The sequence below is a fragment of the Mesorhizobium sp. B2-4-15 genome (assembly GCF_006658505.1).
Lineage (GTDB): Bacteria > Pseudomonadota > Alphaproteobacteria > Rhizobiales > Rhizobiaceae > Mesorhizobium.
Genome location: NZ_VFUZ01000007.1, coordinates 149,558 through 174,865, shown reverse-complemented (window position 1 = coordinate 174,865; position 25,308 = coordinate 149,558). Strand labels below are relative to the sequence as shown.

The window sequence follows — 25,308 nt, the reverse complement described above, 5'->3', positions numbered from 1 at the left end:
TGTCTGGAACCGTCATGGAAGAATTTCACAAGGTCCGCCGCCTTCCGCCCTATGTTTTCGAGCAGGTCAACCGGCTCAAGGCCAGCGCCCGCTCGCGCGGTGCCGACATCATCGACCTCGGCATGGGCAATCCGGACCTGCCGACACCCAAGGCGATCGTCGACAAATTGTGCGAAGTGGTGCGCGATCCGCGCACGCATCGTTATTCTTCCTCGCGCGGCATTCCGGGCCTGCGCCGGGCCCAGGCGGCCTACTATCAGCGCCGCTTCGGCGTGAAGCTCGACCCCGACACGCAGGTGGTGGCCACGCTTGGCTCGAAGGAAGGCTTCGCCAACATGGCGCAGGCGATCACCGCGCCCGGCGACGTCATTCTGTGCCCCAATCCGACCTATCCGATCCATGCCTTCGGCTTCATCATGTCGGGCGGCGTCATCCGTTCGCTGCAGGTCGAGCCCGATGACGGCTTCATTCCGGCGGTCGAGCGGGGCATCCGCCATTCGATCCCGAAGCCGCTAGCGCTGATCCTCAACTATCCGTCGAACCCGACGGCGCTGGTCGCTTCGCTCGATTTCTACAAGGACGTGGTGGCATTCGCGAAGAAGAACGACATCATCATCCTGTCCGACCTCGCCTATTCGGAGATCTATTTCGACGGCAATCCGCCGCCTTCGGTGCTGCAGGTGCCAGGCGCCATCGATATCTGCGTCGAGTTCACCTCGATGTCGAAGACCTTCTCCATGCCTGGCTGGCGCATGGGCTTTGCCGTCGGCAACGAGCGGCTGATCTCGGCGCTGACCCGGGTGAAATCCTATCTCGACTACGGCGCCTTCACGCCGATCCAGGTGGCGGCGGCACATGCGCTCAACGGCGACGGCGCCGATATCGCCGAGGTGCGTGACATCTACCACAAGCGCCGCGACGTGATGGTCGATGCCTTCGGTCGCGCCGGCTGGACCATTCCGGCCCCGGCCGCCTCGATGTTCGCCTGGGCGCCGATCCCCGAACCTTTCCGTCATCTCGGCTCGCTCGAATTCTCCAAGCTGCTCATCGAACACGCTGATGTGGCCGTGGCGCCCGGTGTCGGCTTCGGCGAACATGGCGACGATTTCGTGCGCGTGGCGCTGGTCGAGAACGAGCACCGGATCCGCCAGGCGGCGCGCAACATCAAGCGCTTCCTGTCGACCAGCGCCAAGCAGCCCAACAATGTGGTGCCGCTGTCCGCCCACCGGTAAGCCGTAAATAATTTCGATCTGACTTGAGGGACATCGCCGGCTATGGCTGAAGCACTGCGTGTTGGAATTGCCGGACTTGGCACGGTCGGTGCGTCGGTGGCGCGCGTGCTGCGCGACAAGGCAGCGGAACTGACCCGACAATGCGGGCGCGACATCACCGTCACCGCGGTGTCGGCGCGCGACCAGAAGCGCGACCGTGGCGTCGATCTCGGTTCGGCGACATGGTTCGACGACCCGGTCAAGATGGCGCAGACCGCCGACATCGATGTGTTCGTCGAGCTGATCGGTGGCGATGAGGGGCCGGCGCGCTCGTCGGTGAAGGCAGCGCTCGAAGCCGGCCGCCACGTCGTCACCGCCAACAAGGCGCTGCTCGCCAAACATGGCGTGGCACTTGCCGAAATCGCCGAGAAGAAAGGTGTGCTGCTCAACTATGAAGCAGCGGTGGCAGGCGGCATTCCTGTCATCAAGACGATGCGCGAGGCGATGGCCGGCAATTCGGTCACCCGCGTGTTCGGCATCCTCAACGGCACCTGCAACTATATCCTGACGCGCATGGAGGCCGAAGGTATCTCGTTCGACGCCTGCCTGAAGGACGCACAGCGGCTCGGCTACGCCGAAGCCGATCCGACCTTCGACATCGAGGGCCACGACACCGCGCACAAGCTGTCGATCCTGACCAGCCTTGCCTTCGGCACGAAGATCGCCGCCAACGACATCTACATGGAAGGCATTTCCAACATCACCCAGGCCGATATCCGGGCGGCGGGCGATCTCGGCTACCGGATCAAGCTGCTCGGCGTCGCGCAGCGCACCGAAAGCGGCATCGAGCAGCGCGTCCACCCGACCATGGTGCCGACGGCCTCTGTCATCGCGCAGGTGCATGGCGTCACCAATGCGGTGGCGATCGAAACCGACATCCTTGGCGAACTGTTGCTTTCAGGCCCCGGCGCTGGTGGCAATGCCACCGCCTCGGCCGTCATTGGCGACGTCGCCGACATCGCCAAGAGCCGCCCAGGCTTCCAGCACGGCCCTGTCTTCGGCCGGCCAGCGAAGGAGCTGAAACCCTACAAGAAAGCGCAGATGCGCAGCCATGAGGGCGGCTACTTCATCCGGCTGACCGTCCATGACCGCATCGGTGTGTTTGCCGCCATCGCCAAGCGCATGGCCGACAACGACATTTCACTGGAATCGATCGTCCAGCATGCGGTCAGCGGCGAGGCCGCGGCGCAGAAGACGGTCATCCTCGTGACCCACGAGACCACCGAGGCCGCCGTGCGCAAGGCCGTCGACGGTATCACCAAGGATGGCCACCTGACCGACAAGCCGCAGGTCATCCGCATCGAGCGGGCAGGGTAGCGCCCGAGCGCCGTCGGGCGGGGCCACGCCGGCGTTACTTCGCAGATAGCCGTGATCGGCCGGAACGAAACCGCGCCGGCGCCGTTCTCTTGGTCAACAACCAAGGGAGCCGTTTGATGGCCGACACCAACAAGTCCGACAGCCCGAATATCGACGACATCCAGAAGACGCTGGAAAAGCAGATCGCCGAACTGCGCAGGGAGATCACCAAGATCAACAAGAGCATTTCGGCGCGCGGCGCGGAAATGCTGGATGACGCCAGCGAGCAGGCTTCGGACTTCTACGAGACGGCCGCGGCCCGTGCGTCGCGAACAGCGCAGCAGCTGCGCAGCCAGGCCCAGGCGGTGTCAGACGTCGCACGCGAAAACCCGGGCACGACGACCGCTGTTGTCGGCATGATCGGGCTGCTCGGCTTTCTGGCCGGGCTTGCTGTCGGCCAGTCGATGAACGATACGTCGCGCCGCTGGTATTGAGCAACACTGAGCCGACGTCGCCGGCTCGGTTTCCCGATTTCAGGAATTGATTTTCAAGGAGGGGCACCATGGCGTCATCCGTGTTGATCGGCATACTGATCACGTTCCTGGTCATCATTCTGGTCCTCTATCTGGTTCAGCGCCTGCCGCTCGATGCCAGGATGAGACAGATCGTCCAGATTATCGTCATCATCATCGGCATCGTTTCGCTGCTCAGATATCTCGCGGTTTTCTAGGGCCAGTTTCGCGTTTTATGTGGGCTCGGTTCTGCCGCGCCGGGCTCACCTCGTTTCAAAGATGTGGTTTAACCTCGTTTCAAAAATGTGGTTTAATCGATTGATATTGCTTGTCTTTCGATAAAACGTCCGGCAGGTCTTGCCGTTGTCATGCTCGTTTGACAAAACAGGTCCGCCTCCGGCGGGAGGTGGTATTCGAACGAGGATTTCTCCCAATGAATGTGGCCCAGAACATTGTCGCCGGCCTTGACCGGATACTCACCATGGAGCTGGTGCGCGTCACCGAACGGGCCGCGGTCGCGGCCGCCAGGCTGCGTGGCCGCGGCGACGAGAAAGCCGCCGACCAGGTCGCGGTCGATGCCATGCGCCAGGAACTCAACCGGCTTGCCATCAAAGGCACTGTGGTGATCGGCGAGGGTGAGCGGGACGAAGCGCCGATGCTTTACATCGGCGAGGAGGTCGGCACCGGTAAAGGCCCGGCGGTCGATATCGCGCTCGATCCGCTGGAAGGCACGACGATCTGCGCCAAGAACCTGCCGAATGCGCTCGCCGTCATCGCGATCGCGGAGAAGGGCAGCCTGCTGTTCGCTCCCGACGTCTATATGGACAAGATCGCCATTGGGCCGGGCTATGCCGAAGGCGTCATCGACATCGATGCCTCGCCGGCCGAAAACATCGCCAGCCTGGCCAGGGCCAAGGGCGTCACGGTGTCAGACATCACGGCCTGTATTCTCGACCGGCCACGCCACGCCAGGCTGATCGACGCCGTGCGTGCCACGGGAGCCGCGATCCGGCTGATCGGCGATGGCGACGTTGCCGGCGTCATCCACACCACCGATCCCGACGAGACCGGCATCGATATCTATCTCGGCACTGGCGGCGCGCCGGAAGGCGTGCTGGCGGCCGCCGCACTGCGCTGCACCGGCGGCCAGATGCAGGGCCGGCTGATCCTCGATACGCCGGAGAAGGTCTCACGCGCCGCCAAGATGGGCATTTCCAATCCGAAGCGGGTCTACCGGGCGGAGGACATGGCGCGCGGCGACGTGCTGTTCGCGGCCACCGGCGTCACCGATGGCAACATGCTGGCGGGGGTCAAGTTCGGCCGCACCTACATCACCACTCATACGATCGTGCTGCGCTCGTCATCGCGGACCGTGCGGGAGATCAAGGCCCGGCACCAGGATCTGGATAAGTTCTAGACCCGCTTGCGAAGCCGCATCACAGTTGTTAGCCATTCGGCTGCTGCCGACGGTGGCGGCAAGGGTTAACGATAAGACCGTTCAACCGCCGCGCGGCCCTGATTTGAGGGGCCGGCGAGTGGTGCGGTCGGCCAATGGTTTCGGTGCGCGGCTGAAAGGCGGAAAGCGTAGTTCTTCTTGAGATCTCCCGCGACGGCGTACCATCCTGAACCGCTTGGCCTTTGGCCTATCCTGCGGCCAACCGTGAGTTGGCAAAGCGCATGATGGGCGAAAGGCGTCTTTTCCTCGATGTCAGGCAGTCGGCTACCGGTCTCTCCTGGGAGCACCGGCTGACCGAACGGCAGGACATGATCGCGCTTGCCATCGCGCAGGGCCATGGCGTGCCCGATATCGTCGCGCGCGTCCTGGCCGGACGCGGCGTCACCGCCGAGCAGACCGAGCGGTTCCTCGATCCGACGATCCGCGACCTGTTGCCGGATCCGGCCTCGCTGACGGACATGGACAGAGCCGCCATCCGCATCGCGGCAGCGGTGATGGCGCGGGAAAAGGTCGCGATCTTCGGCGATTACGATGTCGACGGTGCCGCCTCGTCGGCCTTGCTGAAGCGGTTCCTGACGCATTTCTCCGTGCCGTCGGAGATCTATATCCCGGATCGTATCTTCGAGGGCTATGGTCCCAATCCCGATGCCATGCGCGAGCTCGTCTCACGCGGCGCGACCCTCATCGTCACTGTCGATTGCGGCACCAACAGCGCCGTTTCCGTCGACGCGGCCAATGCGGCTGGCGCCGATGTCGTGGTGCTCGACCACCATCAGGTCGGCGGCGCCTTGCCGGCCGCAATTGCGGTCGTCAATCCAAACCGCGACGACGACCTTTCGGGGCAGGGCCATCTCTGTGCCGCGGGCGTGGTCTTCCTGGCCCTGGTGCAGACGGCGAGGGTGCTGCGCGGCCTGACCGATGCCACGCAGCCGGACCTGCTTTCGCTGCTCGATCTCGTGGCGCTTGCCACCGTCTGCGACGTGGTGCCGCTCACCGGCGTCAACCGGGCTTTCGTCGTCAAGGGCCTGCAGATGGCGCGCCAACAGAGGAATGAAGGGCTGGCCGCATTGGCGCGGGTGTCGCGGATCGGCGAACCGATCAGCACCTTCCATCTCGCCTATCTGATCGGTCCGCGCATCAATGCCGGCGGCCGCATCGGCGACGCGGCTCTCGGCAGCCGGCTGCTTGCGACAGACGATCCGGTCGAGGCGGGGACCATTGCCGAAACGCTCGACCGGCTGAACCAGGAGCGGCAGCTGATGGAGCAGGAGATGCTGGCCGCGGCGCGGGCCGAGGCCGATGCCGAGCTTGCGGGTGGCAACGGCCCGGCGATCGTCGTCACCGCCAGCAACAACTGGCATCCCGGCATTGTCGGCCTGCTTGCCTCGCGGCTGAAGGATCATGCGCGCCGGCCAGCCTTCGCCATCGCTTTCAACGCCAACGGCACCGGTACCGGGTCGGGCCGTTCGGTTTCGGGCTTCGATCTTGGGAGATTGGTTCGCGAAGCCGCCGACGCCGGGCTGATCGTCAAGGGCGGCGGCCATGGCATGGCGGCCGGCATCACCGTTGAGCGTGTCAGGCTCGGCGAACTCAGGGCGTTTTTCGAAGAACGGGCGGCTGCCGACGTGTTTCGGCTGCAAGACGAGGAAAGCCTGGCGATCGATGGCGCGCTTGCCGCGGAAGGTGCGACGCTCAGTCTGCTCGATACTCTGGAAAGAGCGGGGCCCTTCGGCGCCGGGCATGTCGCGCCGGTTTTTGCCATGCCGCGCCATCGGCTGGCCGATATCAGGCCAGTCGGCACCAACCACATCCGCGCGGAGCTGCAGTCGGAGAGTGGCGGACGCATTCAGGCGATCGCCTTTCGCGCCGTCGACACGGCGCTTGGCGAATTCCTGTTCAAGAACCGGGGCAAGGCCGTGCATGTCGCCGGCTCGCTGTCAGGCAATTACTGGAACGGCAGCCGCTCGGTGCAATTTCGCATTATCGATGCGGCGCGGGCGTAACCGCCCGAGCCGCGGAACTCAGCTGGCCAATGCATAGCAAAGCAGCGTCACCCTCCGTCAACATTGAACGGCATAGCAGGCATCTCGAAGGGATAACTCTAGGCCAGAACCGACTGCAGCCGGGTCAGTTCGCCGATCTGCGCCATGGTCGCCTGGTAGCCGAGTTGGATCGCCTCGTCGGCGCGATGGAATTCGGTGAGGCCGATATGGCTGAGCTTGGGCTGCAGCGACATGTCAGGCGGATCGCCGGCAAGCCTGGCGCGCGAGATGCGGTCCTGGATGATGTTGAAGGCCTCGACCATGACGCCCGTGATGCCGAGGCGCGTCTGATGCGACTGATGCTCAGGATCGAATTGACCGGCGCGCGGCGCGTCCTTCTCGATGACCAATTCGCCGGCACTGTGCTTTATGACAGCGGCGCGGCCGAACAAATCGTAATGCAGGTTGACCGCGACGACGAGAGGCTGCTCGTAGGCGCGGCAGACCGATACCGGCACCGGATTGACCAACGCTCCGTCGACCAGCACACGGCCGTTGCAATTCACCGGCTCGAACACGCCAGGCAGTGCATAGGATGCGCGCATGGCCGTGATCAGCGAGCCGCTCGACAGCCAGATTTCGTGGCCGGTGCGGATTTCCGATGTGACACAGACGAATGGCTTGGGCAGGTCTTCGAACCGGACACCCGCCACATGCTCACGCAGACGTGCGTCCAGCTTCATGCCGCCGAAGAGGCCGCTGCCGCGCAGATTGAGATCGAGCAGGCCGAAGATGCGCCGCCTGGTGAGGCTGCGGGCGAACTCTTCCAGCTCATCCAGTTTGCCGGCGAGATAACAGCCGCCGACCAGCGCGCCGATCGAGGTGCCGGCGATCATCGAGACTTCGATGCCCGCCTCATCGAGCGCGCGCAGCACGCCGATATGGGCCCAGCCTCTGGCGCAGCCACCGCCCAGGGCGAGCGAAATTCCTGTTTTCCTGGGAGATTTCGTTTCGGATGCGCCGCCGGGAGAGGACAGGCCGTTGGCCTCCCTGACGTCTGGTCTGTTCCGCAATGACGCCCACTCGAGCATCATGATCTCCCTTGTCCCAAGGCTAATATACGGACGGGCCGTATCGAAAGGATGAATCTGTGTGGTTGGTATGAGGCAGAAGGTTCAAGCTCAGGTCTTTCGATACGTGGTTTGCGCATCGAACAGCGGCTTGCTGCCGTCGTCGGCAAGCGTCCCCTTACCGTCGACCAGCCCCACCGTCCGATAAAAGCATGAACGCCGGCCGGTGTGACAGGTTGCGTCGTGGCCCAACACTTTCACGCGGAGCCACAATGCATCCTGGTCGCAGTCGGTGCGCATCTCGATGACATGCTGGAAATTGCCCGAGGTTTCGCCCTTTTTCCAAAGCGCATTGCGCGAGCGCGACCAGTAGTGGGCGACGCCACTCTCCAGGGTCAGCGCCAATGCCTGTGCGTTCATGTGCGCGACCATCAGCAGCATCCCGTCTTCGGCATCGGTGACGACGACGGTCACAAGGCCGGCAGTGTCGAAGCGCGGTGAAAACACCGCGCCTTCTTCCAAGGCCTTCTTGTCTGACGAAGCTTTCGGAAATTCCAGTGCCGACATCACCGATGTATTTTCCTGTTTGACCATGATCTTATCCGGAAAACCGGTTCCCACGTTTCGGGATCATGGTCTAGCGATATCGGCCTAGGCGTTATGCCCCGCCGCCACGCACCATGGTGACAAAACGAACCTGCTCCTCGGGCGTGTCCTTGAAGACGCCGGTGAAGGTGGAGGTGAGTGTGGTGGAGCCCTGCTTGCGGATGCCGCGCATGGCCATGCACATGTGCTCCGCCTCGATCATGACGGCGACGCCGCGAGGGTTGAGCACATCCTGGATAACGCCGGCGATCTGCGCGGTCAGCGCTTCCTGCGTCTGCAGGCGATGGGCAAAGATATCGACGACGCGCGCGATCTTCGACAGGCCGACGACCTTGCCATCCGGCAGATAGCCGACATGCGCCTTGCCGATGATCGGCACCATGTGGTGCTCGCAATGCGAATGGAACTGGATATCCTTTACGATGACGAGGTCATCATAGCCGGCGACTTCCTCGAACGTGCGGCCGAGTTCCTCCGCCGGGCACATGTCGTAGCCGCCGAACATCTCGCGGAAGGCCTTGGCCACGCGTTTGGGCGTGTCGATCAGCCCCTCGCGGTTCGGATTGTCGCCGGTCCAGCGCAGCAAAGTGCGAACGGCGGCCTCGACCTCGGCTTCGCTTGGCCGGTCGGTGACCGGTTTTTCCATGTAGGCGGACTGAGGCATGAGTTTCTTGATGACGGCATCCATAAAAGGCGTCTCCCGTAGTTCCTCTCTCAGGAGGAACGAGTTGAACGGACCACGACCTTTCGGTGTCGGAAACTCGCCCCGTTTCCAGCCCCGTAAGCGGCGTGAACTTCCCGGCCAGGACAGCGGCGTTCGTCGCCTTGTCGTTACCGGATTGCCAGCATTATATAAGACCGTAGCGAGCGAAAGGAAGACGCGGCAGCGGCAATCGCTGTTCGCTGGGCGGCGACGGATTGGAAAATAATGATCAACGACGTCTACAACGCGAAAATTCTCGGTTTTGCCGGAAACATCGCCCGCATCGGCCGGCTCGATCATCCTGACGCAACCGCAAAGGCGCATTCCAAGCTGTGCGGTTCGACGGTCACCGTCGACCTCAAGATGGCGGACGGCGTGGTTACAGACTTCGCCCATGACGTGAAGGCCTGCGCACTTGGCCAGGCGTCGTCCTCGATCATGGCGCAGCATGTCGTCGGCGCGAGTGCCGAGGAGTTGCGCGCGGTGCGCGATACGATGCTGAAGATGCTGAAGGAAAACGGCGAACCGCCGGAGGGGCGCTTCGCCGACCTCAAATATCTGGAGCCGGTGCGCGACTACAAGGCGCGGCATGCCTCGACCATGCTGACCTTCGACGCCGTGGTCGACGCGATCGGTCAGATCGAAAAGAAGCGCGCCGAGCAGGCGGCTTGAGCTTGGGAATTCGCGACCTGACTTGCCGTGGGCTGCTATTTGCCTGGAGCCTTGTCGTCGTATTTGCGTCGAGCGGCGGAGTGGGCAGGGCGGACGTTCAGCGCGATGTCGGCGACTATCTCATGAAGGCCATCCAGCCCTGTTGGAACCAGCCTGCAAACACCCACAGCATTGCGCGCGTCCAGATCAGGTTGAACAAGGACGGTTCGCTCGCCGGCCCGCCAAAAGTCCTCGGTCCTGTCACGTCACAGCCGGACAAAGTAGCCGAGGCGGCCGCCAGGGCAATCACCCGCTGCGCGCCGTTTCCCGGCCTGACGCCCTATGCGGCGCACTACGATCTGTGGCGCGATGTCATCCTCACTTTCAACCCGGCAGAGGACACGTCGGATCAGCCCTTGGGGGTCGATGAGAAGGATCTCGAAAAACTCCTGGAGAAATATCGCAAGAAGCCAGATTAGCCGGAGCAGTGCACGCGCCTCAGGCGTTTGCTCCCAGCGCTCGTCTGCTGTCCGCGAACTCACTTCTCACCCAATCGGCAAAAGCCTTGGCCGGCTCCGGCAGATTTCTCAAGCTCCGGGCCACCAGCCAGTAGGCGCCGGATGCGACGTCGATATCGAACGGCTTGACCAGCGTCCCGGACGCAATCTCCTCGCTGATCTGCAGGAGGTCACCAAGCGCCACGCCATGTCCGAGCAGGGCAGCCTGCTTCGACAGCGACGCATCCGCCAGCATCGGGCCGCGCGCCGGTATGGCGTCGGGCGGTACGCCGGCCGCTTCGAACCAGCGCGCCCAACCCTGACGATTTTCCTCGTGCAAAAGCGTGTAGCGGGCAAGGTCGATCGGCTCCTCCAGGGGAGGGCCCGAGGCGAGTAGGGCCGGCGACAGAACCGGGGAATCGACCGTCGAGGCAAGCCGTTCGGCCTCGGCACGCGGCCACGAGGTGGCCTGCGCGCTGAAGCGCAAGGCAAGCTCCGGCTGATCGCCGCGAAACTCGATCAGCCTTGGATCGACTTCGAGCGAGACGTCGATATCGGGCCGCAATTGGCGAAACCGGTTGAGCCTGGGTACCAGCCACACGGATGCAAGGGACGGCTCGACACTGACGCGAACCACGGACTGCACCGGGGCCGCCACCAATTCCCCGAGCAGCCGATCCATGGCGTCGAAACTTCTGACCAGCTGACCCAGCAGCCGGCGGCCCGCATCCGTCAGTTCGACGCGGCGATGGTGACGCTCGAACAAGGGCTGGCGCAAAAAAGTTTCGAGCTCGCGGATCTGCCGGCTGATCGCCGCTTGCGAGACGAAAAGCTCCTCCGCGGCCCGGCTGAAGCTCAGGTGCCGTCCCGCCGCCTCGAAACTCCGCAATGCCGTCAAAGGCAGGCGTCCGCGCTTCATTCGCATAACCCAGGATTATCCGAAGTGGAAATTATACTCGTTTGAAGGCCAAGGCCAGCGGCGGTCTAATCGTGTCAAAGGAGATACGACCATGATCCAGTTCCTGAACATCTTCGGCGATGTCATGCGGATCGCGACGTTTCAGTGGCGTGACGAAAGACCCGGTGCACGGCGCCGCGAAGAGCCTGCCAGCCCTGAGCGATGGACACCTCCGGTCGACAGACAGCCGTGTCGCCGTTCCCGCCCATGACAGCACGGCGGATAGGGGGCGGGGATTGCGTTCTCGCGACGAAGCCCACATCTATCGCGTGGAAATGCGATACGGAGAACAGCGGTGGATCCGCATGGGCATGCACATAGCGCCGGACCGGCAAGGCATGGCCGCAACTGGCCCGGACCGTGGCGCAAGACGCCCGGTCGCCTCCTCGGCACGTCGCTCGTGCGGCTCTACCAGCTGACGCTGTCCGGCTTTATCGGCAATTCCTGCCGGCATCTGCCGACCTGTTCCGAATACGCGCATGAGGCGATAGCCCGGCATGGCCTGTGGGCCGGCGGCTGGATGGGACTTTTCCGCGTGCTGCGCTGCGGGCCATTCGGCACGCACGGGATCGACCTGGTGCCGGAAGTGCTCGCCGATCGCTACGTCTGGTTCATGCCCTGGCGCTACTGGCGGATCGGCCGCAAGCACAGCAAAACGCGGGCATGATTGCGCCGATCGCGCCTTGGGTGGCAGCGCACGTTTACGATCCGGTAGGGTTAACGCAAGCCTGCACAAAGACTGCGCATTTGAGACAAAATCGAGACAAGAGACCTCGCTAAGCCGCTCGCAACCCACTTCTGGAGCGAGCAGAAAAATGCGTAATGTCGATCGTCTTCCTTTTATCCTGGCTGGAGTCCTGTTCCTGCTGGCCTGGCTGCTGGGGTTTCCGATGCGCGCGCAGTCGGCGCCGCTGGGGGATGTGCAATGCACGCTGATCGCCGACGCCGCGACTGGCAAGACGCTCTATCAGGACGGAGTGTGCGACCAGCGGTTCAGCCCCGCCTCGACGTTCAAGGTGCCGCTTTCGCTGATCGGCTACGATGCGGGCGTCCTGAGCGACGAGCACACGCCGGCCTGGGACTACAAGCCGGAATTCAATGCGGTGAAGCGGGATCAGAAGACCGTCGATCCGGTGATCTGGGAACGCGATTCGGTTCTCTGGTATTCGCGCGAGATCACGCGCCGGCTCGGCAGCGAAAAATTTGCCGGTTATGTATCCAGGTTCAACTATGGCAACGGCGATGTTTCCGGCAATCCCGGCAAGGATGATGGGCTCACCCGTTCCTGGGTCAACTCCTCGCTGCAGATCACGCCGGTCGAACAGGTCGCCTTCCTGCGGCAGGTGCTCGCCGGCAAGATGCCGGTGTCGGCGAAGGCGCATGAAATGACACGCGCCATCATACCGAGCTTCAAGGCTGGCGATTGGGCGGTTCAGGGCAAGACCGGCAGCACCCGGCTCGGCGAGGGTGGCAAGGACAAGCGCTCGCTCGGCTGGTTTGTCGGCTGGGCGCAGAAAGATGGTCGCCAGATCGTGTTCGCCCGGCTCGTCGTCGACACCAAACGGACTGAGATGCCGAAGGGGTTGGCGACACGGGCCGCGTTCCTGAAGGACCTGCCACAACTGATCCAGTGAGCCGGGCTTTACGGCGGCGGCATCTGCTCATAAAAGACTGCCGCCGCCGGACGCCTCCGGCTAACCTGATGCACGCCGCAGCCCCGAACCGCTGTCGACATGCATTTTTACCACCCGCGCTCGTTTGCGGGACTGGATAGGAGATTTCAATGCTGAATTCCGTTTCCCTAACATTTCCCGATGGCTCCGTCCGCGAATACGACGCGGCGATGACCGGTGCCGGTCTCGCCGAATCGATCTCGAAGTCGCTGGCCAAGAAGGCGGTCGCCTATGCCATCGACGGCACCGTGCGCGACCTCAGCGATCCGCTCGGCAAGTCCGGCAAGGTCGAGATCATCACCCGTGAGGACCCGCGTGCGCTGGAACTCATCCGTCACGATGCCGCGCACGTGCTGGCGGAAGCCGTGCAGGAGATATGGCCGGGAACGCAGGTGACCATCGGGCCGGTGATCGAGAACGGATTCTACTACGACTTCGCCCGCAACGAGCCGTTCACCCCGGACGATTTTCCGGTGATCGAGAAGAAAATGCGCGAGATCATCGCGCGCAACAAACCGTTCACCAAGGAAGTCTGGTCGCGCGAGAAGGCGAAGAAAATCTTTGCCGACAAGGGCGAGCGCTACAAGCTGGAACTGATCGACGCCATTCCCGAGGACCAGGACCTCAAGATTTATGCGCAAGGCGACTGGTTCGATCTCTGCCGTGGTCCGCACATGGCCTCGACCGGTCAGATCGGCAACGCCTTCAAGCTGATGAAGGTGGCCGGCGCTTATTGGCGTGGCGACTCGAACAACCCGATGCTGACGCGCATCTACGGCACCGCCTGGGCCGACCAGGCGCAGCTCGAAGCCTATCACACGATGCTGGAGGAGGCCGAGAAGCGCGACCATCGCAAGCTCGGCCGCGAGATGGACCTGTTCCATTTCCAGGAGGAGGGGCCAGGCGTCGTCTTCTGGCACGCCAAGGGCTGGAAGATGTTCCAGAACCTGGTCAACTACATGCGCCGCCGGCTCGACGAACAGGGCTACCAGGAGGTCAACGCGCCGCAGGTGCTCGACAAGAGCCTGTGGGAGACGTCAGGCCACTGGGGCTGGTATCGCGACGCCATGTTCAAGGTGACGGTTGCGGGCGATGACACCGATGACGACCGCATCTTCGCGCTGAAGCCGATGAATTGCCCGGGCCATGTGCAGATTTTCAAGCATGGGTTGAAGTCCTATCGCGATCTGCCCGTAAAGCTTGCGGAATTCGGCAATGTGCATCGTTATGAGCCGTCAGGCGCGTTGCACGGGCTGATGCGCGTGCGCGGCTTCACGCAAGACGATGCGCATATCTTCTGCACGGAGGAGCAACTGGCGTCGGAGTGCCTGCGCATCAACGACCTGATCCTGTCGACCTATGCGGATTTCGGTTTCGACGAAATCAGCGTGAAGCTGTCGACGCGGCCGGACAAGCGTGTCGGCACCGACGAAGCCTGGGACCATGCCGAGGCGATCATGGGCAGCGTGCTGGAGACGATCAGGACGAGGTCCGGCAACCGGATCAAGACCTCGATCAATCCGGGCGAGGGCGCCTTCTACGGGCCGAAGTTCGAATATGTGTTGAAGGATGCCATCGGCCGCGAATGGCAGTGCGGCACGACGCAGGTCGATTTCAACCTGCCTGAACGCTTTGGCGCCTTCTACATCGGCTCGGATTCGGAGAAGAAGCAGCCCGTCATGGTGCATCGTGCCATCTGCGGTTCGATGGAGCGCTTCCTCGGCATCCTGATCGAGAACTATTCCGGCCATTTCCCGCTGTGGTTCGCACCGTTGCAGGTGGTGGTGGCAACGATCACGTCGGACGCCGACCAATATGCGACCGAAGTGGTGGCAAGGCTCAAGGCCGCTGGCTTGTCGGCGGAAGCGGACCTGCGCAACGAGAAGATCAACTACAAAGTCCGCGAGCACAGCCTGGCCAAGGTGCCGGTCATCCTCGTCTGCGGCAAGCGCGAGGCGGAAGAGCAGACGGTCAACATGCGCCGCCTGGGTTCGCGCGATCAGGAATCGCTCGGCCTTGCCCAGGCGATCGCACAACTGAGCGAAGAAGCGATCACACCCGATCGCCGGCGCAAGCGCGCTGCCTGAACGAAAACGTTTTCGATTGAATGGCGGTGGAGCGATCCACCGCCATTTTCACATCCCTGTCACGCCGATCTTGTAACGAGCCCTAATGCTCAAGCTGAAATTGCGCGAACGACCCTTTCCCGAGCTTTCCTACGCCAATCCGCGCCAGCCGGCATTGGCGCGCTGGTTCATTCATTCCGTCGAAGGCCTTTCAGGCCGCGATCGTTTTGCGGTGCTCTATGATTTCTGGCGCCGCCAGGTGGTGCCGAGCGGCGAGCGCATCTTCAGCCGCATGCTCGAGCTGATCGACGTGCGGATGCAAATAGCCGGCCAATGGCCCCCGAAAGACCTGCCCGAAACGCCGCTGGTGATCGTCGCCAATCATCCGTTCGGCATCGGCGACGGCATCGCCGCGCTTTCGCTGGCCGAGCAGTTGGGGCGGCCGTTCCGGGTGATGATCCACAAGGACCTGCTCAAGATCCGCGAAATGGAGCCCTATTCGCTGCCGATCGACTTTTCCGAAACCAAGGAAGCGTTGAAGAACAATCTGGCGGTACGCCATGAGGCGGTGCGGTTGCTCAGGGAAGGCGTCACAATCGTCGTGTTTCCCGCCGGCGGCGTCGCCACCGCGCCGAAGGGTTTCGGCCGGGCAATCGACCTGCCATGGAAGATGTTCCCTGCCAAGCTGATCCAGGATGCCAAGGCCTCCGTCGTCCCGATGCATTTCTCCGGACAGAACGGTCGTCTGTTCCATCTCGTCAGCGGCCCTATGAACATGGCCGAGCGCGACGGGCGCGTGGCAAAGTTCGTCGGCAAAACATCGCTGACCTTGCGCACCTCATTGCTCATCCACGAATTCGCACGGCTCTCCGGCCGGCCCATCGATGTGCGTGTCGGCGATGTGCTGAGCTGGAGTGAACTGGAGCCGTTGCGCGACCGCAAGGCGCTGCTGGAGCGGCTTTATCGCGGCGTCTTCGACCTGGCGCCGCCTTTACCGCGCCGACGGATTCCATTTTTGCCCGCACGGACCAAACTGGCCGCTTAGCAACATTTCGCCTTGATATATCACTAATATATCATGCGGACGGCCGTATGGTCGCGGCCAAGCGATTCCGGCGGCCCCCCTAGTCCGCGCCTTCCTCGGGATCCATCGCCGCGGCTTCGGTGGCCAGAACCTCTATCTCCAGGTTCTGCCCTCCCACAACCGTGAAATCCTTTTGATAAATACGGTCGCGGTTCTTGGCGATGATGGTGTAGTCGCCCTCGGCCAGCACCATCGAGGCGAAGGCGCCGACGGTCTCCTTGATCGGATCGCCGGATTCATTGAGCAGCGACCACGACGTATCGGCGATGGCTTCACCGCCGGCTTCGCGCACCAGCTTCATTGTGATTTCGGCGGCGTGATGCTCGACGGTGGCCTCGGTCAGCTTGCCGGCCTCGACGCGGATGTCGGAGCGGATGACCGCATTGACCGCACCATAGGTCGAGACGACGTGATAGATGCCGGCATTGAGCCGCACGACGCTGTTGGGCTCGACATCGGGAATGATCAGCGCGCGGTCGCCATTGGGTGCGGCATGGCCCTCGTAGATCGAGAAGCGCAGCTTCTTCGGCGGTATGCGTACGCCACCGGACAGAACCGCGTCGAGCTTCAGGCCGCCGGCATCGAGCACGAGGCTTTCCCGCTTGGCGTCCTTGCCGACAGTGATGCGTTTGGTGGCACCAGCGCGGCCATAGGAGGCATGAACCAGGTAGCTGCCGGGCTCGAGCTGGAAGACGGCGTTGCCGCCATGGGCGGAAGCCACCATCGGCAATTTGCCGTTGACGGCTTCAGGCTTGAAGACGCGCCAGACGAGGCCCCGGGTGATGTCGGCGCCCTTGTTGGTCAGCTGGGCGGAAAGCGTGATCGAGCCGCCGCCGCCCAGCGCGAGCGGCGTTTCGCCTTTGGGCGTCGCATAGCTCGAAATTCCGGGAAGTTTGAGGTCGCTTACGCCGTCCTTTTCCTGCGCAACGGCCATGGCGACCGGCAGCAAGAACAGCACGGCACAGAGCCGAAGCAGGAAAAGTCGCAGTCGCCCCTCAAACATGCCTTGCGTTGAAGCCCATGGCGGTGGCAATTTCAAGGCTTAAGAGTCCGATCCGCGACTCTTCAGTCCGGCGCTCGCGCGCCTTTGCCCGAGCCACCCGAATTGCCGATGGTGCGCTTCAGCTCAAAACAGAGTGTCCAGGAGACTTGCGCCCATGGCGTCGCCGATCATCGACTTCCTGCTGACCCGAAATTCAGCGCCGATTCCCGACCTCAAGGAGCCCGGGCCCAGCGACGCCGATATCGCAACGATGATCGCCGCCGCCACGCGCGTACCCGACCATGGCCGGCTGGAACCCTGGCGCTTCATCCTCTATCGCGGCGATGCTCGTGTCGAGATCGGCAGGAAGCTGGCGGAACTCGCCGAACAGCGGGAAGGGCCGCTGCCCGAGGGTCGCCGCAATCAGGAATTGGCGCGCTTCTCGCGCGCGCCGCTGGTGATCGGCGTGGTGTCGGTGCCGAAAGAGAATCCCAAAATACCGCAATGGGAGATGTTCCTGTCCGGCGGCATGGCGGCGATGAACCTGATGGTAGCAGCCAACGCGCTGGGCTACGGCACCAACATGATCAGCAACTGGTATTCCGATGTGCCGGAGGGCAGGGCGATCCTTGGATTGGCGCCGCAGGAGCGCGTCGTCGGTTTCATCCATATCGGCTCCCATGCCGGGCCCGCGCCGGAGCGGCCACGGCCTGACCCGGCAAAGCTCTACGCCGACTACACCGGGCCTTGGGCAGGCTGAATGTTCTACGAGCCGTCCAAGGGGCATGGGCTGTCGCACGATCCGTCGAAGGCGATCGTGGCGCCACGCCCGATCGGCTGGATATCGACGCTGAACAAGGCGGGCGAGATCAATCTCGCGCCGTACTCCTTCTTCAACGCCATTTCGACGCGGCCCTTCATCGTCTGGTTCTCCTCCGAGGGCGAGAAGGACAGCGCCTCCTTCGCCGAGGAGACCGGTGAGTTCGTCGCCAACCTGGTCGGCCGCGATCTGGCGGAGAAGATGAATTACACGTCCGTCAATGCGCCGCGTGGCGTCAATGAGTTCGTCTATGCCGATCTCGCCATGGCACCTTCGCGTCTCGTCAGGCCGCCACGTGTGGCGGTAGCGCCTGCCGCGCTCGAATGCCGGGTGACGGAGGTCTTTCGCCCAAGGGCGCTGAACGGGGCGCCAACGAGCGCCGTCGTCGTCGCCGGCGAAGTGGTGGGCGTGCACATTGACGATGCTTTTCTGAAAGACGGCCTGTTCGATGTCACCAAGGCTGGCAACGTGGCTCGCCTCGGCTACATGGACTATGCCAGCGTCAATGAAATCTTTTCGATGCGCCGGCCGCGCTGGGGCAAGGAATAGATTCCAGGCTTTGGCAAATCACAGCGCGTTGAGGGCATTCGGGCTGTCAAGGCGGCGCGCATGGTAGCGATTGGCGCGTCTAGGCGGAAATCCCTGCCGCCCTCGCGCGTGCCAGGAGCCGCTCGGCGAGCCGCAGATGCGGGCGGTCGTACATCTTGCCGTCGATGCCGACGACACCTGGATTTCCGGCCGCCGCAAACGCCGCGACGATCGCCGCCGATTGTTTCACCGCCTCGGGCGATGGCGTGAAGGCGGCGTTGATGACGGGCACCTGATCGGGGTGGATCGCCATCTTTCCCGTAAAGCCGTCACGCTCGGCTTCGGCGCATTCCGCGGCGAAGGCTGCCATGTCGCGAAAATTCGGGAAAACGGTGTCGATCGCCGCGACTTCCGCGGCGCCGGCCGCCAGGATGGTCATCAGGCGGGCGTGGCGGAACACGTCGGTGTAGCGGCCGTGCCCGTCGCGGGCTGAGCGAGCGCCGACCGCCGCCGAGAGGTCTTCCGCGCCCCAGGTGAGGCCGGCGAGCCGCGCGCTTGCGCCGGCATAGGTCGCGGCGGCAAGCACACCCGCCGGGGTCTCGGTGATGATCGGCAGGATCCTGATCTTGCCGTCGGGCAGGCCATTCTCCGCCTCGCGTACCCTGAGCTTTGCCGAGAGCTGCTGGACGTCCTGCCCGCTGTTGGACTTGGGCAGCATGATGCCGTCCGGCCGCGCCGGTATCAGCGCGGCAAGATCATCATCCCTCAGTCCGCTCGCCAGATCGTTGACCCTGATATAGATCGCCGAGCCGGTTTGTCTCCGGCGTTCGGCGATAAAACGCGCCGCGACCTCTCGCGCCGTTGCCTTGTTCCGCGGCGCCACGGAATCCTCGAGATCGACGATCACCACGTCGGCGCCGGCGCCAAATCCCTTTTCCAGTTTGCGCTCGGAATCGCCGGGGACGAACAGCAGCGAACGCATCAGACGGTCTTCTTCAGCATCATCGCCTGCCGGGCGCATTTGGCGACCAGATCACCATGCTGGTTGTAGGCGCGGTGTTCGAATTCGACGATGCCGCGATCGGGCCTCGACCTGGACTCGCGTACCGAGACGACCGTTGTCTCGACGCGGATGGTGTCGCCATGGAAGACTGGATGCGGAAACAGCGTTTCCCTCATGCCGAGATTGGCGACCGTCGTGCCCACCGTGATGTCGTTGACCGAAATGCCGATCATCAACCCGAGCGTGAACAGCGAGTTGACCAACGGCTTGCCCCATTCGCTTTTCGCGGCGAAATCGAAGTCGATATGCAATGGCTGCGGGTTCAGCGTCATCACCGAAAACAGCATGTTGTCGCTTTCCGTGACGGTCTTGCGCAGCGGGTGCTGGAAGACGTGGCCGACAACAAATTCCTCGAGATGTAGTCCGGCCATTCTCCGTCTCCTGCACTGTCTGACGGTTGATAGGCGCTGCATCCGGCACTCGCAAGCCAGTTAATGAACATGGTGAACGGTTCGTAAACCATTTCTGCCTACCGTCTGCACGGGGCTGGAAACCTTCCGGCAAAGGGCGTTGGCAGGCGGCATGGTTGTTGTTTCGCATTTCCTGAAATGGATCTACACGGCCAGGGTGTCGGAGCGTGCCGCGGCGGCCAATGCGCTGGCCCGGGCCTATGTCAATTCCGAACTGCCGTTCGAGGACCGCTGCGCCGCCGAAGCGGCGCTGACGCTGCTGCTCGACGATGCCTCGTCGAAGGTGCGGCTTGCAATGGCGGAAGCGCTTTCGATGAGCCACCACGCGCCGCTGCAGATCATCAGTGCGCTGGCGTCCGACCAGCCGGAGGTCGCCGGCGTCGTGCTGGCGCGCTCACCACTGCTCACCGACGCCGATCTGATCAACCGCGTGGCGGCGAGCCCGAAAGCAACCCAGAAGTTGATTGCCGACCGTCCGCTCGTCTCGATGGCGCTGGCGGCGGCCATTGCCGAGATCGGCGAGGCGGAAGCCTGCGCTGTCCTGCTTGCCAACAGCGGTGCCGATATCGCTTCGCTGAGCTTCCGCCGCATGGCCGAACGCCACGGGCATCTCCCACAGGTGCGAGAAGCGCTGATATCGGATGCCCGCCTGCCTGCCGACTGCCGGCACATGCTGCTCGTCAAGCTCGGCGAGACATTGAAGACGTCGCCACTGATCATGGCCCTGATGGGCGCCGCGCGTGCCGACCGCGTCATGCGCGATGCCTGCGTCAAGGCCTCGGTAACGCTGATCGAGGGCACGCGGCAGGAAGAACACGCCGCGCTGATCGAACATCTCAGGCTGCGCGGCGATCTCACCGCGAGCTTCCTCATCCGCACCATCGCCCACGGCAAGGTCGATTTCTTCGGCTCCACGCTGGTCGCGCTCGGCCAGCAGTCCGAGCCGCGGGTGAGGGCGCTCCTGGCAGGCGGGCATGATGTGGCTTTGCAAGCGTTGTTCCGTAGCGCCGGCCTCGCCGTCTCCACGCATGCGATCATCCTGCGGGCGCTGAAAATCTGGCGGGAGGTCGCCAATGGCAAGCGCATTGCCGGCGTGCAGGAAGTCAGCTGGCTGATGCTCAAGGAACTGGGCGGGCAATCCGCGGAAGGCGATCTTGCCGCTCTGGTCAAGTCGATCCATCTCGACGCGCTGCGCGAGAACGCGCGCGGCCATGCGCTGGCGATCGCGGCGGCTTAGAGCGGTTCAGCGTTTGATGGAATAGCTGACCCGCTCTAATTCTTTTTCCTACGCAATTCCGGACGGAAAACCGCTGCGCACTTTTCCTGGAATTGCTCTAGCCTCGGTCTTTCGCGAAGAAATCCGGAAAATCCTCGATCGCGGCGGCGATGATGCGCAGCGAGGCTGCGACCTGCAGCATTTCACCGGCGCTGCTTCGCTGTGTGATCGTGGCCGCATACTGTCTGGCGACGGTCACGGTTGAAGTCTGCGGCTCGCCTGGCCGCCGGAACAGCAGCTCGCGCGCCAGTCCGCGCAGAAAATTCGAGATCGAGAGGGTCGTTTCGGCTGCCAAGCTGGAACTTTGCAGCGCGTGGCGCAGGCGCAGGATTTCGACGCCAACGGTGACACCGGCTATGCTGCCGTCCAGAACCGCATCGCCCTTTTTTCCAATGCGCTGCGTCTGCGACATCAGTTGATTGACCCGATCATAGGCGAGACTCTCGAAAGCGGTGCGTCTTGGCACGCGCTCATGCAAGCAGAGGCGCGCCAGGTCTTCGCGCATCACGCGCACGATACGGTTGACGAAGATCCACGGATCGGAGGGCAACACAACGATGAAAACGCCGATCGCCAGCAGGATGCCAACCAGGATTGATGCGCAACCCGCCAGGAAAGGCCCGGGATCATAGGTCATCGCCTGATGCGGGCTGAGGAAAGCCAGGAAATTGATGGCAAAGGCCGTCGCCACGCCAACATAGCGCGGATTGGCCATCGCCAGCGCGGCAGGCACCAGGATCGGCACGACGAAGATCATGAACCAGCCGAAGCCGGGCAAGGCGGGCAGGGCGATCTGACCGACAAGGAAGGCAAAGGGCAGGGCCAGCAAGGTTCCCTTGAAAAAGCCCCAGGCCACTTGCACCGGATCGGGGCGGGCGGCGAACAGGCTGGAGACGACGGAGACCAGGATGACCGTGCCCGCGGCTTCCGACCATTTCGTCGTCAGCCAGAAGGCCGCGACCAGCAAGGTGGCGAGTGCCGCGCGCACAGCGTTGCGCGAGGCCGCATGGTAGTCGCGGTGCACCACCAGCGCGGGCTGCTTGCGCACGCGGGCGGAGCGCGGGGCGGCCGCACGCAACGCGTCGAGGCCGCGCAGCACCTGCTTCAAGGCTTCCGCGAAATCGGCGGCGATGGTCAGGCGAGTGATGGTGCCGAGCTTCTCGTCACCTTGCCCATCCGGCATGTCCGGCATCTGCCGTGCCCTGGCGGCGATGGTATCGAGCCGTGCCACCCACGACGTGGTGTCCTCGAGAGCGCCTGGTTTGGCTGCGAGTTCCCTGACCAGGGTATGCAGGTCGGCGCGCACGGGAATGAGCGCCGCGTTCTTTGGCGCGGCATGGGCATGCAGTGCGCGCGCGGCCGACAGAGCGGACAGAAGCTGGCCGATGGTGCGCCGGACCGGATGTGCGCGGGCCGCCAGGCTCGGCGCCTCCAGCCTTGCATAGACGCGCATTTCACCAAGTATCTCCGCTTCGGCGATCAGCTTTCGGTGAAGATCGGCCAATACCGCGCTGTCGCGGCCGGAAAATGCACCGCCCGCATAGACGGCAAGGTCGAGAATGCAGCGCTTCAGCCTTTCGATGATGGCGTCGCTCGCCAGCTTGGGCAGGATCAGCCGGCTGGTCACGCCGGCGCAGACGATGCCCAGCACGATTTCCGCGCAGCGCGCGACCGCCAGATCGACCACGAGATGGGGTTGGCCGAAAGCCGGCAGGCCAATGATCATCGCGGTGTAGCCGGCAAGCGCCGCGCCATAGGCTTCGGGATTGCGCAACAGCGACGAGACGAAGGTGCTGATGCCGATCCAAACGGCAAGCACGGTCACCAGCAGCCATGGATTGGAGCCGAAGACGGTGGTGATGCCGATTGCAGCCAATCCGCCCGCCAATGTGCCGAGCAGGCGGTAGAAGCCCTTGGCCAGCACCATGCCCGCGACCGGCTGGGCAACGATGAACACCGTCATCATCGCCCACTGCGGATGGTCGAGCTTGAGGGCGTAGGCGGCCAGCAGCGCGATGAGGCCGGCCGAAACGGTTCTAAGGGCGAAGATCCAGTCCGAGCGCGTTGGTCGCGTCAGGCCGGCGAACCGTGTCCCGAGATAATCTTTCAGCCGCGCCCCGATCACATGCTCGACTCCGTGCCCGCACGGACAAGGTAGAGCAGGGGGCGCTCAGATATCCAGCACTTCCGTTTCGGCGAATTCGGCACGTTCCTGGATGAAGCGGAAGCGAGCCTCCGGCTTGGTTCCCATCAGCGCGTCGACCGCGTCCTTGGTCGCCGCCTCGGCATCGATCACATCGACCCGCAGAAGCGTGCGCTTCCTCGGGTCCATGGTGGTCTCCTTGAGCTGCGAGGCCATCATCTCGCCCAGGCCCTTGAAACGGCCGAGCTCGACTTTGCCGCGTCCGGTGAATTCAGTGCGCAGGAGCTCGTCCTTATGCGCGTCGTCGCGAGCATAGGCGACCTTGCCGCCTTGCCTGATCGAGTAAAGCGGCGGCACCGCCAGATAGAGGTGACCGCCACGCACCAGCGCCGGCATCTCCTGGTAGAAGAAGGTGATCAGCAGCGAGGCGATGTGGGCGCCGTCGACGTCGGCGTCGGTCATGATGATGACGCGGTCGTAGCGCAGATCCTCGTCGCGATACTTGGAGCGCGTGCCGCAGCCGAGCGCCTGGATCAGGTCCGATATCTGCTGGTTGGCGGCCAGCTTGTCATTGCCGGCGCTGGCGACGTTGAGGATCTTGCCGCGCAACGGCAGCACTGCCTGGCTGGCACGGTCGCGCGCCTGCTTGGCCGAGCCACCGGCCGAGTCGCCTTCGACGATGAAGAGTTCCGCACCGGCGGCGGCGTTTTGCGTGCAGTCGGCGAGTTTGCCCGGCAGGCGCAGCTTGCGCACCGCGCTCTTGCGCGACACTTCCTTTTCCTGGCGGCGGCGTACGCGCTCGTCGGCGCGAGCGATCACCCATTCGAGCAGCTTCGAGGCTTCCTGCGGATTGTCGGCCAGCCAATGGTCGAAGGGATCGCGGATCGCGGTCTCGACGATCCGGATCGCCTCGATCGTCGCCAGCCTGTCCTTGGTCTGGCCAACGAATTCCGGTTCGCGGATGAACACCGAAAGCATGCCTGCCGCCGAGATCATGACGTCTTCCGAGGTGACGATCGAGGCGCGTTTGTTACCGACAAGATCGGCATAGGCGCGCAGGCCGCGCGTCAGCACGTTACGGAAGCCGGCCTCGTGGGTGCCGCCTTCGCCGGTCGGAATGGTGTTGCAGTAGGAATTGATGAAGCCGTCGCCGCCGAACCAGGTCACCGCCCATTCGAGTGAGCCGTGGCCGCCTTGCCTGTCGCTCTTGCCGGCGAAGATTTCCCGCGTCACCTGGAATTCGTCGCCGAGCGACGCCTTGAGGTAGTCCTTGAGGCCGCCAGGGAAATGGAATTCCGCCTTGGCCGGTGTCTGATCCTTTTCCTTGATCAGCGAGGGGTCGCAGGTCCAGCGGATCTCGACACCACCGAACAGGTAGGCTTTCGAACGCGTCATGCGGTAGAGCCGCGCCGGTTCGAATGCCGCGCCCTTGCCGAAGATCTGCTCGTCGGGATGGAAGCGGATCCTGGTACCGCGCCGGTTGTGGACTTCACCGAGATGCTCAAGGCCGCTCACCGGGATGCCGCGCGAAAAACGCTGGCGGTAGAGCTGACGGCCACGCGCGACCTCGACCTCGAGATGGTCCGACAGCGCGTTGACGACGGAAACGCCGACGCCATGCAGGCCGCCTGACGTCTCATAGACTTTCGAGTCGAACTTGCCGCCCGAATGCAGCGTGGTCATGATCACTTCGAGCGCGGGCTTCTTGTATTTCGGGTGCGGGTCGACCGGAATGCCGCGGCCATTGTCGGTGACGGTGAGAAAGCCATCGGCCGAGAGTTCGACATCAATGAAGGTGGCGTGGCCGGCAACCGCCTCGTCCATCGAGTTGTCGATGACTTCGGCGAACAGGTGGTGCATCGCCTTGTCGTCGGTGCCGCCAATATACATGCCGGGCCGGCGACGCACCGGCTCCAGACCTTCGAGCACCTCGATATCGGCGGCGCTGTAGCCCTCGCTGCCATCCTTGGACGCCGCCGGGCGCTTTGCCGCCTGCACCAGCGGATCCGCCGGGCGCGCGGACGCCCGAACCGGCTGCGGCTGCTTGTCCATATTGGCGAAGAGATCGTTGTTGTCGTCCATGCCTGCCATAGAGTCCGATGCTTCGAATCACCCGTCGATACTGCCACGCTTTTCAGCGCCAAGCGACGGAGGTTCCTGTTACGTTCGGGGGTCTGGCCCCTCTTATCCTAAAACCATTCGATAACCAAGCGGCCGGAAATAGATCAAATGCGGCCGTGCAGGATACCTGATTCTTTAAC

Annotated in this window: 24 protein-coding genes; 15 read left to right on the top strand and 9 right to left on the bottom strand. The window is 63.4% G+C overall.

Translation table 11 applies throughout. The features are described from left to right. The first annotated feature begins 14 nt into the window (after nt 1–14). From FJ930_RS11120 to recJ, 6 genes are all read left to right on the top strand, one after another. Entirely contained in the window at nt 15–1,232 is a 1,218-nt protein-coding gene (locus FJ930_RS11120) for an LL-diaminopimelate aminotransferase (RefSeq protein ID WP_140741153.1), read from the top strand. Nucleotides 1,233–1,274: 42 nt separating this feature from the next. Next, nucleotides 1,275–2,588, top strand: coding sequence for a homoserine dehydrogenase (locus tag FJ930_RS11115; RefSeq protein WP_140741155.1), 1,314 nt, complete (start codon nt 1,275–1,277; stop codon nt 2,586–2,588). A gap of 116 nt (nt 2,589–2,704) precedes the next feature. Continuing rightward, on the top strand, nt 2,705–3,061 hold the full coding sequence (locus tag FJ930_RS11110) for a hypothetical protein (protein WP_141837552.1): 357 nt from the start codon (nt 2,705–2,707) through the stop codon (nt 3,059–3,061). Nucleotides 3,062–3,129: 68 nt separating this feature from the next. Next, a complete protein-coding gene (locus FJ930_RS11105) occupies nt 3,130–3,297 on the top strand; it encodes a Thivi_2564 family membrane protein (RefSeq protein WP_140610153.1) in 168 nt (55 codons plus the stop codon). A gap of 215 nt (nt 3,298–3,512) precedes the next feature. Then, the gene (glpX, locus tag FJ930_RS11100; RefSeq protein ID WP_141837551.1) at nt 3,513–4,496 is read left to right on the top strand and encodes a class II fructose-bisphosphatase; all 984 of its coding nucleotides are present in this window, start codon (nt 3,513–3,515) and stop codon (nt 4,494–4,496) included. 260 nt (nt 4,497–4,756) lie between these two features. Next, complete coding sequence (gene recJ, locus FJ930_RS11095) at nt 4,757–6,538, top strand: single-stranded-DNA-specific exonuclease RecJ (protein ID WP_141837549.1); 1,782 nt, start codon at nt 4,757–4,759, stop codon at nt 6,536–6,538. A gap of 98 nt (nt 6,539–6,636) precedes the next feature. Here the strand turns inward: recJ and FJ930_RS11090 are convergent, their stop codons facing one another. From FJ930_RS11090 to folE, 3 genes are all read right to left on the bottom strand, one after another. Next, nucleotides 6,637–7,611: a patatin family protein gene (locus FJ930_RS11090; protein WP_181176319.1), complete on the bottom strand. Its 975-nt coding sequence runs from the start codon at nt 7,609–7,611 to the stop codon at nt 6,637–6,639. 87 nt (nt 7,612–7,698) lie between these two features. Next, a complete protein-coding gene (hisI, locus tag FJ930_RS11085) occupies nt 7,699–8,154 on the bottom strand; it encodes a phosphoribosyl-AMP cyclohydrolase (RefSeq protein WP_141837547.1) in 456 nt (151 codons plus the stop codon). A gap of 91 nt (nt 8,155–8,245) precedes the next feature. Beyond that, nucleotides 8,246–8,881, bottom strand: coding sequence for a GTP cyclohydrolase I FolE (folE, locus tag FJ930_RS11080; RefSeq protein WP_140741165.1), 636 nt, complete (start codon nt 8,879–8,881; stop codon nt 8,246–8,248). Nucleotides 8,882–9,121: 240 nt separating this feature from the next. Between folE and FJ930_RS11075 the strand changes: the two genes are divergently transcribed. Continuing rightward, complete coding sequence (locus FJ930_RS11075; protein WP_140741167.1) at nt 9,122–9,568, top strand: iron-sulfur cluster assembly scaffold protein; 447 nt, start codon at nt 9,122–9,124, stop codon at nt 9,566–9,568. An 80-nt stretch (nt 9,569–9,648) separates the two neighbouring features. Further along, the gene (locus tag FJ930_RS11070; RefSeq protein ID WP_141837545.1) at nt 9,649–10,026 is read left to right on the top strand and encodes a cell envelope integrity protein TolA; all 378 of its coding nucleotides are present in this window, start codon (nt 9,649–9,651) and stop codon (nt 10,024–10,026) included. Nucleotides 10,027–10,045: 19 nt separating this feature from the next. Here the strand turns inward: FJ930_RS11070 and FJ930_RS11065 are convergent, their stop codons facing one another. Further along, complete coding sequence (locus FJ930_RS11065) at nt 10,046–10,963, bottom strand: LysR substrate-binding domain-containing protein (protein ID WP_141837543.1); 918 nt, start codon at nt 10,961–10,963, stop codon at nt 10,046–10,048. Nucleotides 10,964–11,297: 334 nt separating this feature from the next. On the opposite strand from FJ930_RS11065, the gene yidD reads away from it, so the two are divergent. From yidD to FJ930_RS11040, 4 genes are all read left to right on the top strand, one after another. Next, entirely contained in the window at nt 11,298–11,669 is a 372-nt protein-coding gene (gene yidD, locus FJ930_RS11055) for a membrane protein insertion efficiency factor YidD (protein ID WP_140741175.1), read from the top strand. Nucleotides 11,670–11,817: 148 nt separating this feature from the next. Beyond that, on the top strand, nt 11,818–12,636 hold the full coding sequence (gene blaOXA, locus FJ930_RS11050; protein ID WP_140741295.1) for a class D beta-lactamase: 819 nt from the start codon (nt 11,818–11,820) through the stop codon (nt 12,634–12,636). A 149-nt stretch (nt 12,637–12,785) separates the two neighbouring features. Further along, entirely contained in the window at nt 12,786–14,762 is a 1,977-nt protein-coding gene (gene thrS, locus FJ930_RS11045) for a threonine--tRNA ligase (RefSeq protein WP_141837541.1), read from the top strand. Between the two features lie 85 nt (nt 14,763–14,847). After that, nucleotides 14,848–15,786 carry a GNAT family N-acetyltransferase gene (locus FJ930_RS11040; protein ID WP_141837539.1) on the top strand — a complete coding sequence of 313 codons (939 nt, stop codon included), beginning with the start codon at nt 14,848–14,850 and terminating at the stop codon, nt 15,784–15,786. A gap of 79 nt (nt 15,787–15,865) precedes the next feature. Here the strand turns inward: FJ930_RS11040 and FJ930_RS11035 are convergent, their stop codons facing one another. After that, nucleotides 15,866–16,828: a hypothetical protein gene (locus FJ930_RS11035; RefSeq protein ID WP_141837537.1), complete on the bottom strand. Its 963-nt coding sequence runs from the start codon at nt 16,826–16,828 to the stop codon at nt 15,866–15,868. Nucleotides 16,829–16,982: 154 nt separating this feature from the next. Between FJ930_RS11035 and FJ930_RS11030 the strand changes: the two genes are divergently transcribed. After that, the gene (locus FJ930_RS11030) at nt 16,983–17,567 is read left to right on the top strand and encodes a nitroreductase (RefSeq protein ID WP_141837535.1); all 585 of its coding nucleotides are present in this window, start codon (nt 16,983–16,985) and stop codon (nt 17,565–17,567) included. Next, entirely contained in the window at nt 17,568–18,176 is a 609-nt protein-coding gene (locus FJ930_RS11025) for a flavin reductase family protein (RefSeq protein WP_141837533.1), read from the top strand. Nucleotides 18,177–18,255: 79 nt separating this feature from the next. On the opposite strand, the gene FJ930_RS11020 is transcribed toward FJ930_RS11025, so the two are convergent. Beyond that, nucleotides 18,256–19,137 carry a CoA ester lyase gene (locus tag FJ930_RS11020; protein ID WP_141837531.1) on the bottom strand — a complete coding sequence of 294 codons (882 nt, stop codon included), beginning with the start codon at nt 19,135–19,137 and terminating at the stop codon, nt 18,256–18,258. Next, nucleotides 19,137–19,589 carry a MaoC family dehydratase gene (locus FJ930_RS11015; protein ID WP_141837529.1) on the bottom strand — a complete coding sequence of 151 codons (453 nt, stop codon included), beginning with the start codon at nt 19,587–19,589 and terminating at the stop codon, nt 19,137–19,139. The genes FJ930_RS11020 and FJ930_RS11015 overlap by 1 nt, the downstream gene beginning before the upstream one ends. Before the next feature lie 151 nt (nt 19,590–19,740). Here FJ930_RS11015 and FJ930_RS11010 point away from each other — a divergent pair, with 151 nt between their 5' ends. Next, complete coding sequence (locus FJ930_RS11010; RefSeq protein WP_141837527.1) at nt 19,741–20,865, top strand: DUF2336 domain-containing protein; 1,125 nt, start codon at nt 19,741–19,743, stop codon at nt 20,863–20,865. Between the two features lie 97 nt (nt 20,866–20,962). Here FJ930_RS11010 and FJ930_RS11005 read toward each other — a convergent pair whose 3' ends face one another. Next, nucleotides 20,963–23,029: an FUSC family protein gene (locus FJ930_RS11005; RefSeq protein ID WP_141837525.1), complete on the bottom strand. Its 2,067-nt coding sequence runs from the start codon at nt 23,027–23,029 to the stop codon at nt 20,963–20,965. A gap of 45 nt (nt 23,030–23,074) precedes the next feature. Beyond that, nucleotides 23,075–25,129 (bottom strand): DNA topoisomerase IV subunit B, encoded by a 2,055-nt coding sequence (gene parE / locus FJ930_RS11000; protein ID WP_141837522.1) that lies wholly within the window; start codon nt 25,127–25,129, stop codon nt 23,075–23,077. Nucleotides 25,130–25,308: the final 179 nt, after the last annotated feature.